Origin of the sequence: uncultured Brachyspira sp. (assembly GCF_944390595.1) — a bacterium.
Classification (GTDB): domain Bacteria; phylum Spirochaetota; class Brachyspiria; order Brachyspirales; family Brachyspiraceae; genus Brachyspira.
In genome coordinates this window covers 32,266-45,461 of record NZ_CALXRN010000142.1, presented here as the reverse complement: position 1 = coordinate 45,461, position 13,196 = coordinate 32,266, and the positions used below count along the sequence as shown (strand labels likewise).

Here is a 13,196-nt window from a genome sequence, read left to right as displayed (position 1 = left end):
TTAACATCTGCCCCTCTTTTTATAAACTCTTTTACAAGTTCTAAATATCCCTTTGCAGAAGCTGTTTTTAATGGACTATCATTATCAACATAAGTCTGATCAACATTAACACCGTAAGAAAGTAATTCCGTAACCATTTTTTTATCACCGTATTGTAATGCCATTATTAAACTTCTTTCTCCATGTTTCTCTTCAAAGCTTTTTAAAGATTGTGCATCTTTTACATTTTTAAGATCATTAAAAGCCTCCAAATCCCATTCTGGTACTTCACTAATTTCTGCAGTATCAGTATTAATTTCTTCATCATTAGAAACTATTTCTGTATTATTGGTATTAACTGCATTAGTATCTGCAGTTGCTTCTGTATTATCAGTTTTTTTAGAATTACAGCTTATTATATTGATTAATATTAAAGCTGTTATAATTATTTTTTTCATTTAATTACCCCTTAATCATTATTGTTTACTATAATATCATAAGTAAATATAAAAGTAAAGAAAACATTAATTTCTTATTGCTGCTAGCGATAAACTTATTATTATATATAAAAAATCTCGCTTTAAAATCTCTATCAGCTTTTATCTGATAGACGCTCGATTTTTTATTTTTAATATAGCTGACAACTAAAGTTATCAGCTGCTCAATTTTTTATTTATTGTTGTTATGCTCGAAAAAGCCTATAAGCCCCTCGATAATGAATTTGGAATTATAGAGGTGCCTTTTTATTTATATACTAAAAATTTTTAAGTTTGTCAATTTTTTGGTTCTTTTTCCCGCCGCACGCCACAGGCGGACTTTGTCAAGAACCATACGAAGTACGCCTGCGGCAAAAGTGCAAGTGTAAAAAATTAGTACTAAATCATACTAAAATTTTCTTATATGTAATATAGTTTATTAAATTAAAGCCAAAATGTAGCCTTTTTGCTTCTTGCCGTAGGCGGGCTTCGCCTGTGGCAACAAAAGAAGTGGGGTGTGGGGGCTAGCCACCACAAATAACCTAAATTTTAAATGGTGTTTTTGATAAACTTAAAAATTTTCATTACATGTCAAGTACTTTTGAAACAAGTTTATTATTGCTGTTAATAAAAAAACATCTGACAATTAAATCTGCCATTTATTGTTGTTATGCTCGAAAAAGCCTATAAGCCCCTCGATAATGACTTTATCCGCCTTAGGCGAATTATCGAGTAGGATTTTTCTAACTTTTTTATTTATTTTCTAAAGCTAATATATCATCATAGCCTTTTTCTCTAGCTATATCAAATACGGTTTTACCTTCTTCATTAACTGCAGAAGTATCAGCCCCGTTTTCTATAAGAAGTTTTACTAATTCTGTATTTTCTACTGATATATCATTGTCTATAGCTTCAATCATTAAACTTCTTTCTTTAGAATATGCTGGTACATTAACATCTGCCCCTTGTTCTATCAAATATTTAGCTATTTCTGTACTTTCATCATAAACAGTATCAGATAATAAAGAATATGAAATGCCATTTTCAGTATATTTCATTTTAGGATCAATACCCTTTGAAACTAAATATTTTACAATATCAATACGATACGTTTTTCTAATAACATTTGCAATTACTGGTGTTCCGTTTTCATTGACTCTTTTTATATCAGCTCCATTTTCCGTAAGCAATTTAAATATCTCAAAATTAAGTTTACTGTCCATAATATTATTTGAATTCATCAAAATATCTAATATAGAAAAGTCTTCTCCTTCATCTCCTATATAAATATTATTAACTTCAGCACCAGCATTAATTAATTCTTTAAATATTAAAATACTAACTTCATTATCATCAGTGGCACAGTCAATAGCATGTAATAAAGCATCAAGTCCGTCATAATCTTTAGCATTAACATCAGCATTATTTTTTATAAGCTCTTTTAAAAGTTTTAAATATCCACTCCTAGATGCAGACATTAAAGGAGTCATTTTTACAAAATCTGCTGTTCTTTCATTAACATCAGCACCATAATTAATAATTTCAATAGCTTTTTCTTCTGTAGGATAATAATTAATAGCAAACATTATAGGTGTTTCATCTGTATATTTAGACTGCCATTCATCTAAAGAGGCTTTATCTTTTATAAGATTAAAATCTGCAATAGCTTGTGCATATTCTTCAGCTGATGAAGCATTATAATAAATATTAGTGGCATATCCTTCATACTCTTTAGTATTAATTTCTAGTGTATTGGTATTAATTACAGAAGTTAATTTAGTATTGTTTTTTGCATTATTTGTATTAACGGCATTAGTATTTGCAGTTACTTCTGCATTATCAGTTTTTTTAGAATTACAGCTTATTACACTAATTAATATTAAAGCTGCGATAATAAATTTTCTCATAATATGCTCCAAACTAATATTAAATAATTATTTGAGTATATAAAAAAATTTTTATTTTGTCAATTTATAGTAACTAGATTTTTATTTTCATTTCTGTATAATATTCTAATTGGAGTTATATATTATGAAAAATAAAGTTTGCGTTATAACAGGTGCTTCAAACGGCATAGGTAAAGAAATAGCATTTTTATTTGCTAAAAATAATTGCGATATAGCATTTATAGACAAAGATAATGAAAATGGTTTAAAAGTATTTGAGAAAATAAAGTCAATGAATAGAGAATGCATATTCATAAATGATACTATTGATAATGAAAGATCTATAAAATTATTTACAGATAAAATAATAGAAAAATATGGAAAAGTTGACTATTTAATAAATAATGCATGCTATTCCAACAAAGGGCTTTTAAGTAATTGCAGTTATGATGATTTTTTGGAAATTTTTAAAATAGGAGTTGCTGCTCCTTATGAGATTACAAAGAATCTAATGAATTATTTTAATGATAATGCATGTATTATAAATATTGCTTCAACAAGAGCTTTTATGTCGCAAAAAGACAGCGAAAGCTACAGTGCTGCTAAAGGAGGTATAATAGCTTTAACTCATGCTATGGCTATAAGTTTATCTCATAAAGTGCGTGTGAATTCAATTAGTCCCGGATGGATAAATACTTTTGATAATGAAGAGTTTAGCAATGAAGATGTACTTCAGCATCCAAGTGCTAAAGTAGGGAATACTTATGATATAGCAAGTACAGCTTGGTTTCTTTGCAATAATGATTTTATAAATGGAGAAAACATTATTGTTGATGGAGGCATGACTAAATTAATGATATATCATAATGATGAAGGTTGGAAATTAAATATTTAAAATTTTTTATTATTGATATGCCCATTATTAAATTACATACCCCGCCCTTTAAAATTAGAAATTTTATTTTTTAAATAAGCATTTTATTTATATTTACTGCTTATAAAGAAAAAGCATACCCGCCCAAGTGTTTATTAAATAAAAAATCTATTTAACGCACGTTTAGTTTATTTTGATAATTAATTTAAATTATGTTATTGACTTTGTGTATATTATTAATGCATTAAGCGTGCGGATTAGGGATATAGTATATAAAAACACCCAAGACTTTATATTGAAATAAAGCCTTGAGTGAAACACTATATTAAAAAACTATCTTATGGATGCAAATTTATATTATGCCTGCTATTCTTCCTGCCACTTGATAGAATACGAAACTAACTATCCAAGCAACAGCCAATGTATATATCATTAAGAAAGGTATCCATTGCTTACCAATCTCAGAACCTATAACTCCCACAGCGGCAAAACATGGGAAGTATAGAAGTACAAATAATAGCAATGTATAAGCTACTACAGGATTAAATACAGGATCATTTTGTAATGATTCTGTTAGTACAGCTTCATCACCATCTTCTATAGATTTAATCTGTGCTATAGTAGAAACAAATACTTCTTTAGCAGCACCTCCTGCAACAAGTCCAATACCTATTCTCCAATCAAAACCTAAAGGCTTTAATACAGGTTCTATAAATGCACCTATTTTACCAGCATAACTATTTCTCAAACCTTCAGAAGCAACTAATCTGTCATATTCAGCAGTTATAACTTCTTCATTATTAGCATCTAATCCCTGACTAACAGCCAATGATTTAGCTTCCTGCATAAGTCTTGTATTATCTTCTTCAGTAGGTGTATACTGAGGGAATGTCATTAATGCCCAAATTATAACAGAAGCAGCAAATACATAAGTACCGGCTTTTTTAATGTACATCCAGCCTCTGTCAAACATGTGTCTTAATACTGTTTTTGCCCTAGGTATTCTGTAAGGAGGCAGCTCCATTACAAAAGGAGTTTCCTCTCCTTTGAAGAATGCTTTTCTAAATATGAATGCTATTAAAAATGCCATTAAAACACCAATCATGTATATGCTAAACATTACAGAAGCAGCCATTTTTGGAGCAAAAAAAGCACCTATAAACAATATATAAACAGGAAGTCTGGCACCGCAGCTCATAAATGTAGTTATTAAAACTGTAACAACTCTGTCTTTCTTGCTTCTTAATGTTCTTGCAGCCATAACTGCAGGAATTGTACATCCGAAACCTAAGAAAAGAGGTATGAATGACTGACCATGCAAACCTAATTTATGCATTATTTTGTCCATTAAGAAAGCAGCTCTTGCCATATATCCGCAGTCTTCTAAGAATGAAATTCCTGTAAACAATATTAATACAAGCGGTAAGAATGATAATACAGCACCAACTCCTCCTATAACACCATCAACAATAACAGACTGTATCAAACTGCCTTCAGGAAGTAAACTGCCTACAAAACCAGATAATGCCCCTATGCCTGTTTCAAGCCATCCTTGAGGATATGCTCCTACTGTAAATGTTATCTTAAATATAAGCCATAGCACAACCAAAAATATTGGAAGTCCAAGCCATTTATTTAAGAATATTACATCGGCAGCTTCAGTAAAATTGAATGCCTGTATATTATCCTTTTGAACAGCCTCCTGTAATGCTCCTCTTATATATGAATATCTTTTATCAGCCATTATGGAATCTGTTTTGGCATTCATTGAATTTTCTAATTTTATTATTTCCTTATTTAAAGTTTCTATTACATCTCCGCCGTTATTGCATTCTCTTCTAATAGAATGTATTGCTCTTTCATCTTTTTCTAAAGTTTTAATAGCAAGCCATCTCTTATGAAGTTCGCTTATATCTCCCTGCATTTTGTCTGTAATAGTTTTTATAGATTTTTCTACCTCTTCTCCGTACCTTATAGCAGAATCCTGATTTAATTTATTTCCGGATTTATACATATCTTCTATTTTTTCTAAAATCATTACAACGCTTTCATATTTATTTCCATGTACTTTCATTACAGGAAATTTGAAAAGCTCTGTTAAATTTTTCTCATCAATTCTAACTCCGTTTTTTTCAGCATGTTCATACATATTAAGAACGCATACTATAGGAATTCCTAATTCTACGAGCTGTAATGTAAGATAAAGATTTCTTTCTAAATTTGTAGAGTCTATAACATTTATTATAAAATCAGGCTTTTCATTAAGAAGAACATCGCATGCTACAACCTCATCCTGAGAATATGCACTTAAACTATAAACACCCGGTAAATCTATTAAGTCATAGGTGTATCCATTGTACAGCATATTAGCTTGTCTTTTTTCTACTGTTACTCCAGGATAGTTAGCAACTTTATAATTAGCACCAGTTAAAGCATTGAATATTGTCGTTTTTCCTGAGTTAGGATTACCTGCTATTGCTACTTTTAATTTAGTATTATTAGAAGGAACCTTTATCTTTTTGGCTATATCATTTTTATTTTCTACAAGAGAATTTTCATCCTCTTTTATTTCTTTATGATCATTATGTTTTAATACTCTTTCTTTTTTTATTTCAACATCTGATTTTGCAACTTCTATGCCATTAGCTTCAGACTTTCTTAAAGAAATTTCATAATCCATTATATGAACTTGTATCGGATCTCCAAGAGGAGCTTTTCTTACAATCCATCCTTTAGCACCTGGAGTAAATCCCATTTCTATAATTCTCTGTCTAATTTCACCGTCAGTAGCGACTTTATCTACTACGAAACCTTCCTCTATATTCAAGTCGGTTAATTTCATAAATTTTCTCCTTAAGTATTTGGAAAATTATAATATATTTATAAAGTGTTTGTATATTCTAACATTTAAAATAAAATTGTCAATAGAATATATATATTTTTGTTATTTATTTGTACAAAATTTTTACCTCTAAGTATTTTATATAATGTAGTCAATAAATAAACAAATACTACATTAATTAATATTTTCTAATAATATATATAAAATAAATAAACTATGCTTTTTTACTTCCTATAACCATTATTATAGTAGATAATATTATCAAAACAGATCCAATAGCAATATTTATAGTTAATGGTTCTTTATATATAAATATAGATGCTATAACTGTAGTAGTCGGTTCAAACATATTAAGTATGGATGCAAGCGAAGAACCTAATTTTTTTACACCATAAAGTAATAGTCCAAGTGAAAATATTGTACATATTAGAGATATTAAAGCAAAATTATAAAAAACATAAAGATTATTTAAAGGCTGCAAGCTATTAGTGAATATTCCTGCTATAAAAAATATTACTGAAACCATTAATGACATATAAAAAAGTGAAACTAAAGTATCTAAATTAGAAAAGCTGCATTTTTTATTAGCTACAATATATACACCATAAGTGATTGTTGTTATTAAAGCATATATTACACCTAAGAATGATCCTACTTCAACTATTTGAGTAAGAAGAACTATACCTGCAATGGCAAAAATCATTGAAAGTACTTTTAATATATTAATTTTTTCTTTATACATAAATATCATTATAAGTAAAACAACTACAGGATATCCGAAATGTATCATATTTGTAAGTCCTGCCGATATATACAATAATGCCTGCGATAAAAAGAAAAATGTAAGTCCAAGTCCTATTATACTGAATATTAATAATTCTACAAATTGTCTTTTTGTTATTTTAAAGCTTCTTTTTGTTATGATTATTATAAAAAATAAAAAAATTGCTGTTATTAAATATCTATAAAAAACTATAGATAATGAAGAATAATTGTATGGTATAATATTTTTAACAAAAATAGGTAAAAAACCGTATGCTACAGAACCTATTATAACTAATAAAACATGAAGCATTGTTGTCCTCTATAAAATATGTATTTAGAATAAAAAATTAGAGTTAAATTTAAACAAATTGGGAAAAGAAAATTATCATTGCATATAATAACCCTAAAATAATTATGATTATATAATATATATCATTATTTTTAATAAATCAATCTTTTTATTATCAATTATTTAACATATATGATCCTGCTGATATGGTATATGTAAAATTACTATAAATTCAATAAAATAATATATATAATATTTAATTATTTTATTGTTGTAGTATTTTATGATTTTATAAAAAAGAGTATATGCTACTTTATTATATTTACATTTTATGTTATTATTAAGTTTTAATATACAATATTTTTATTTTAATGAATTTTTAAAAAATTATTCTTATTTTACTTTATGATTTTAAGGAGTTTATGAATAATGAGTGCAATGGACTTAGTATTTAAATTAATATTCGGCTCTAAAGAACAAAATGACGCTAAAATATTAAAACCTATAGCAGAGAAAACATTATCATTTGAAGAAGAGATAAAAAAATTAAGCAATGAAGAATTAACTAATAAAACAAAAGAATTCAGAGAAAGAGTAGAAAAGCATATAGGGTGTAAAACAGAAGAATTAGACTTAAGTAAAGATGAAAACAAGAAAAAACTTCAGGATATATTGGATGCGATACTTCCGGAAGCATTTGCAGTTGTGCGTGAAGCTAGTATAAGAACTACAGGTATGAGACATTTTGATGTTCAGGTTATGGGAGGAGCTGTACTTCATCAGGGAAGAATTGCTGAGATGAAAACAGGCGAAGGTAAAACACTTGTTGCTACACTTGCAGTTTATCTTAATGCTTTAACAGGTTTAGGAGTGCATGTTGTAACAGTAAACGATTACCTTGCTAAAAGGGACGCTGAATGGATGACTCCTATATACTCTATGCTTGGTATAAGTGTCGGAATACTTGATAATACAAGACCTCATTCATTAGAAAGAAGAGAGGTTTATAATTGCGATGTTATTTATGGTACTAATAATGAGTTTGGTTTTGACTATTTAAGAGATAATATGGTAACTAGAAAAGAGGACAAAGTTCAGAGAAAATTCTACTTTGCCATAGTTGATGAGGTTGACAGTATTTTGATAGACGAAGCAAGAACTCCTCTTATTATATCAGGACCTGCAGAAAAAAATATAAAAATGTATTATGAAATTGACAGAATCATACCTATGCTTAAACAGGCAGAAGTAGATGAAAGAATGCGTGAAGTTGCAGGTACTGGTGATTATGTACTTGATGAAAAAGATAAAAATGTATATCTTACAGAAGAAGGCGTACATAAAGTAGAAAAACTCCTTAATGTTGAGAACTTATACGGTGCTCAAAGCAGTACAATAGTTCACCATGTTAATCAGGCATTAAAAGCACATAAAGTATTCAAACGCGATGTTGATTATATGGTTACAGACGGAGAAGTTTTAATAGTAGATGAATTTACAGGTCGTGTACTTGAAGGAAGACGCTACAGCGACGGACTTCACCAAGCTATAGAAGCTAAAGAAAAAGTTGCTATACAAAATGAATCTCAAACTTATGCTACAATTACATTCCAGAACTATTTTAGAATGTATCCTAAACTTTCTGGTATGACAGGTACTGCTGAAACAGAGGCTGAAGAATTCTATAAAATATACAAATTGGATGTTGCTGTTATACCTACAAACAGACCTATAGCAAGACAAGATTTATCAGACAGAATATACAGAACTAGAAAGGCTAAATTTGAAGCATTAGCTAAATATATTAAAGAACTTCAGGATGCCGGAAAACCTGCCCTTGTAGGTACAGTATCTGTGGAAATGAACGAAGAACTTTCAAAGGTATTCAAAAGACATAAAATTAATCATGAAGTTTTGAATGCTAAAAACCACTCAAGAGAGGCGGCAATAATAGCACAGGCAGGAGAACCTGGAGCTGTTACGCTTGCTACAAACATGGCAGGACGCGGTACGGATATTGTACTTGGAGGAAACCCTGTTGCTAAAGGTGTTGCTGAAATAGAACAGATACTCGTACTTATGAAAGATAAGGCTTTTAAAGAGAGAGATCCTTATAAAAAAGAAGAATTAACAAAAAAAGTTAAATCAATAGACCTTTATAAAGAAGCTTTTGTTAGAAATGTTATTGCTGGTAAAATAGAAGAAGCTAAAGAATTGGCTCAACAGAATAACGCTGATGAAATGATAGAAAAAATAGATAGAATAGTTCAAATAAATGAAAAATCTAAAATAGATAAAGAAAAAGTAATTGCTGCCGGCGGTTTGCATGTTATAGGAAGTGAAAGGCATGAGGCAAGACGTATTGATAATCAGCTTAGAGGAAGAAGCGGAAGACAGGGAGACCCTGGACTTAGCGTATTTTTCTTGTCTCTTGAAGATGATTTAATGCGTTTATTCGGCGGTGAAAGAGTTTCGAAAATGATGCTTGCTATGGGAATGGGTGAAGAAGAAGAGCTAGGACATAAATGGCTTAATAAATCAATAGAAAATGCTCAGAGAAAAGTTGAAGGAAGAAACTTTGATATAAGAAAGCATTTGCTTGAGTATGATGATGTTATGAATCAGCAGCGTATGGCCGTTTATGGTGAGAGAGATTATATACTTTACTCTGATGATATATCTCCTAGAGTAGAAGAAATTATATCTGAAGTTGCAGAAGAAACTATCAAAGATATATCAGATAATAAAAAACATGTTGATGCTTTGGAAGTTACAAAATGGCTAAATATTTATTTAATAGGTATAGATGAGGATGCCGCAAATAAAGCTGTAGAAGGCGGTGTTGATAATACAATAAAGAATCTTACAAAGCTTTTATTAGAAGCATATAGAAAAAAAGCATCTGAAATAGATGAAAAAATATTTAGAGAAGTAGAGAAAAATATATTCCTTTCTATAATAGATAACAGATGGAAGGATCACTTATTTGCTATGGATAGTTTAAGAGAAGGTATAGGACTTAGAGGATATGCTGAGAAAAACCCTCTTACAGAGTATAAACTTGAAGGTTATAAAATGTTCATGGCAACTATGAATGTAATACATAATGAACTTGTAAACTTGATAATGAGAGTAAGAATAGTTCCTAACTCATTTGACAGCATTAATAGAGAGAGTGCTTTTGACGGAGGGGTTGAAGAAAAAGGCAGTGTAAGTGCAATGAATAATGAAAATAATCATGATGCAGAAAATAAACCTAGAATTTCTCAGCCTAATGTTAAAATGACTCAGAAAATAGGAAGAAATGATCCTTGTCCTTGCGGAAGCGGTAAAAAATATAAACATTGTCATGGTAAGGATAATGCAGGAGCTGCCTAATAATTAATAAAGAATAATAAATAGACTTACTGTAAAACTACTTGATTTAATTTTATATTAGAAATGCTATAAATATTTATTAGTTTTGCAGTATGTCTAGTATTATTTAGTCATCAAATTTTTGGCCTAAAAGCTGACCATTGATATCTATATAAAGCTCCATCATATTATTAAGTTTGACTTCGTAAAGATTCCACTTCTTTTTTATTTTTGTTACTACATTATTAGGATAAGTTCTTGAAACTGTATTTGCTACAGATTGCGGAAGTATATTTAATGGCAATGCTATATAATTCCCTTCTATTTCTTTTAATTCTCCATTTCTAAAAAATTCCATTTCCACTCCATTATCTAATGCTATTTCATAACTTTTTCTATCCATTTCCGCATACATAATTTGAGAGCCTTTAAAATGTAAATTTATAAATTGCAATATTGGTGCTGGAAGCTGGTCTGGGGATACATACATTTCATCAGAGTAAAGTATGGAAACTGATAAAAATAAGAACAAAATTATTATTTTTTTATTCATAAAACCTCTTAAATTAATCCGGAACCTTTTGACCTATGAGCATTCCTGCAAAATCAATAAAAACATTTATATGGTTATCTAAACTAATCACATACATATTCCATCTTTTTTTTATTTTGATAATGCTTGAATTTGGATTTGTATTCCTTACAGTGTTTAAAACATTTTCATTAATAAAACTTGTAGGTATAGGAGAGGCATTTCCATCAACTTCCTGCCATAATCCATTTGAATTAAAATGTATGATTATACCGTTATTAAAAAATACTCTGTAAAATTCATTTAATTCCTCTATTCTAATTATATCCTGAGTATCAAAATAATCCCTTATAAAATTTATAGATTGTATAGGTAAATTATCTACTGTTAAATAATTTATTCCTTCATCATAATAAGAAAATAAAGCTTCATATAAAAAAGCAAATGATATAAAAATTATTAATATTTTCAATCTTTTATTCATAAATTATTATGTAAAGTTAATATATCTATATTATTTATATATAAAATATAACAAAATTTTATATAAATATCAATAAAATAATTTTTCAAAAAAATAAAAATAATCTAGTAATTAATTCAAAATAATATAAAATATAAATAGCCTATAATTTTTTTATGGATGTAATAATGATAATAGATTTGAAAAAATATATAGAAGCTGATCTAAATCAAATAAAAAAATATATCAATATTATAGTAGATAAAGAATTAGATATTATAATTATAAATGAAAATGGGATACTAAGTTTTGTACCTTTTTCTGAAATAGAAAAAATTCTTTCTCCATTGATGGAAAGTGAATATATAAAAAAATGTAAAATTTATGTTGATAAATCATTAATTACGATTATAGGTTCAAAAGAAACAATAGATTTAAATAAGCAGCATGCAGATATACATGATAAAAATATATTTTATAGAGTATATAAGAACTGCCAATTTGAATTAGATAAAGAGTATTATAATAAACATTTCGAGGATTTAATATCTATAAGACATAGAGAAAGAATAGATTATTTAAAAGATTCGTTCAATAAATTAAAAATGTATACTAATCATCCTAAAATAGATTTAGAATTAGCCAAATTGATAGGAAGTATATTAACGGATATTGGTATTATAGAAAGATTGAATCTTATATATCATTTAAATTATATAAAACAAAACAATATATCTGATTTAAAAAACTATCAAAATGTTAAAAAAGATGATTTAATATTTGCTGATATAATAGGTACAATAGTTTCAATATTAGATAAAGAATATGCAGAACCTCTTATTTTTAATAAACTTACTCCTTTTATGGATGATAACATAATAAGCCATAGCAACAGAGTGTTTATTATGATGGTTGAATTTCTGCATTTTTATAATGATGAAATATCCAGAGGTATAGCATCTAAATTAAGAGTGGATTATAAAAAGAAATTTTATACATTTTTTTATGAAATTGGAAATAAATATAATTTATTGACAAAAGCTGATAGAATTGAAGATATATCTAAAGTAGGATTTAGAAAAATAGAGCAGAACGAGATAAAATATTATGCTAGAGCAGCATTTTGGCATGATATAGCTCTTGTAGATATATTGCCTAATCTTCCTATTGTTAAGAACAATGATGGAGATGTGCATGCTATTTTAGGTTTCAATTTGCTTAAGTACTGTATGGCTCAAAATGAATATACCTACACTACGGTTGGTCTTCATCATGAATATTATGGAAATGGATATGGAATATTCAGCAATATTTATAATAAGCAGATGGCAAATAAGCAGTATAATAATATAGAAAATATACTTACTTATGATCCTAATGATATAGATAATTTATCTGCTTTGTCATATTTTCCTGCTAAGGTATTGGAAATTATTGATACTTATGATGTATTATATAGAGATTTTTCTAAAGATGAAATTAAAGGCAGTATAGATAATAAAATTTTAAGCTTTATGTATGAAAATTTCTTGGATAATAAAATAAAAATAGATCCTATAATTTTTTCTATTTTTATAAAATATATAGAAAATATAAAGAATATTTCAGTTGTTGATTGTCCTTTATAATATTTTTTAGATAGGTATTAAATTAATAATATATTACTTGACAATTTATAAAAATCTTATATCCTATAATAAAGTTTTATGTTTTCTAGTAATAAAGGCAGTATA

The 13,196-nt window shown here is 28.0% G+C and carries 9 protein-coding genes; 3 read left to right on the top strand and 6 right to left on the bottom strand.

The window, feature by feature from the left end; genetic code table 11:
* Together Q0J90_RS08625 and Q0J90_RS08620 are read right to left on the bottom strand one after the other, a co-directional pair.
* On the bottom strand, positions 1–437 hold a 437-nt coding region (locus Q0J90_RS08625; RefSeq protein WP_297277515.1), incomplete at its 3' end, for an ankyrin repeat domain-containing protein.
* A 770-nt stretch (positions 438–1,207) separates the two neighbouring features.
* Positions 1,208–2,362 (bottom strand): ankyrin repeat domain-containing protein, encoded by a 1,155-nt coding sequence (locus Q0J90_RS08620; RefSeq protein ID WP_297277514.1) that lies wholly within the window; start codon positions 2,360–2,362, stop codon positions 1,208–1,210.
* A 124-nt stretch (positions 2,363–2,486) separates the two neighbouring features.
* Here Q0J90_RS08620 and Q0J90_RS08615 point away from each other — a divergent pair, with 124 nt between their 5' ends.
* On the top strand, positions 2,487–3,236 hold the full coding sequence (locus Q0J90_RS08615) for an SDR family oxidoreductase (RefSeq protein ID WP_297277513.1): 750 nt from the start codon (positions 2,487–2,489) through the stop codon (positions 3,234–3,236).
* A gap of 331 nt (positions 3,237–3,567) precedes the next feature.
* Here Q0J90_RS08615 and feoB read toward each other — a convergent pair whose 3' ends face one another.
* Both feoB and Q0J90_RS08605 read right to left on the bottom strand, forming a co-directional pair.
* On the bottom strand, positions 3,568–6,057 hold the full coding sequence (feoB, locus tag Q0J90_RS08610) for a ferrous iron transport protein B (protein ID WP_297277512.1): 2,490 nt from the start codon (positions 6,055–6,057) through the stop codon (positions 3,568–3,570).
* A 214-nt stretch (positions 6,058–6,271) separates the two neighbouring features.
* Positions 6,272–7,132 carry a DMT family transporter gene (locus Q0J90_RS08605; protein ID WP_297277511.1) on the bottom strand — a complete coding sequence of 287 codons (861 nt, stop codon included), beginning with the start codon at positions 7,130–7,132 and terminating at the stop codon, positions 6,272–6,274.
* Between the two features lie 408 nt (positions 7,133–7,540).
* Here Q0J90_RS08605 and secA point away from each other — a divergent pair, with 408 nt between their 5' ends.
* The gene (secA, locus tag Q0J90_RS08600; protein WP_297277510.1) at positions 7,541–10,489 is read left to right on the top strand and encodes a preprotein translocase subunit SecA; all 2,949 of its coding nucleotides are present in this window, start codon (positions 7,541–7,543) and stop codon (positions 10,487–10,489) included.
* Positions 10,490–10,595: 106 nt separating this feature from the next.
* On the opposite strand, the gene Q0J90_RS08595 is transcribed toward secA, so the two are convergent.
* Together Q0J90_RS08595 and Q0J90_RS08590 are read right to left on the bottom strand one after the other, a co-directional pair.
* A complete protein-coding gene (locus tag Q0J90_RS08595) occupies positions 10,596–11,021 on the bottom strand; it encodes a PepSY-like domain-containing protein (RefSeq protein ID WP_297277509.1) in 426 nt (141 codons plus the stop codon).
* Positions 11,022–11,034: 13 nt separating this feature from the next.
* Positions 11,035–11,484, bottom strand: a complete 450-nt coding sequence (locus Q0J90_RS08590) for a PepSY-like domain-containing protein (RefSeq protein ID WP_297277508.1) — start codon at positions 11,482–11,484, stop codon at positions 11,035–11,037.
* A 167-nt stretch (positions 11,485–11,651) separates the two neighbouring features.
* On the opposite strand from Q0J90_RS08590, the gene Q0J90_RS08585 reads away from it, so the two are divergent.
* Positions 11,652–13,091 (top strand): hypothetical protein, encoded by a 1,440-nt coding sequence (locus Q0J90_RS08585; protein ID WP_297277507.1) that lies wholly within the window; start codon positions 11,652–11,654, stop codon positions 13,089–13,091.
* Positions 13,092–13,196 lie beyond the last annotated feature (105 nt).

Bases quoted from the DNA above. Each gene is read 5' to 3' on its own strand.
- Q0J90_RS08620 (WP_297277514.1), bottom strand. From the start codon at position 2,362: ATGAGAAAATTTATTATCGCAGCTTTAATATTAATTAGTGTAATAAGC.
- Q0J90_RS08615 (WP_297277513.1), top strand. From the start codon at position 2,487: ATGAAAAATAAAGTTTGCGTTATAACAGGTGCTTCAAACGGCATAGGT.
- feoB (WP_297277512.1), bottom strand. From the start codon at position 6,057: ATGAAATTAACCGACTTGAATATAGAGGAAGGTTTCGTAGTAGATAAA.
- Q0J90_RS08605 (WP_297277511.1), bottom strand. From the start codon at position 7,132: ATGCTTCATGTTTTATTAGTTATAATAGGTTCTGTAGCATACGGTTTT.
- secA (WP_297277510.1), top strand. From the start codon at position 7,541: ATGAGTGCAATGGACTTAGTATTTAAATTAATATTCGGCTCTAAAGAA.
- Q0J90_RS08595 (WP_297277509.1), bottom strand. From the start codon at position 11,021: ATGAATAAAAAAATAATAATTTTGTTCTTATTTTTATCAGTTTCCATA.
- Q0J90_RS08590 (WP_297277508.1), bottom strand. From the start codon at position 11,484: ATGAATAAAAGATTGAAAATATTAATAATTTTTATATCATTTGCTTTT.
- Q0J90_RS08585 (WP_297277507.1), top strand. From the start codon at position 11,652: ATGATAATAGATTTGAAAAAATATATAGAAGCTGATCTAAATCAAATA.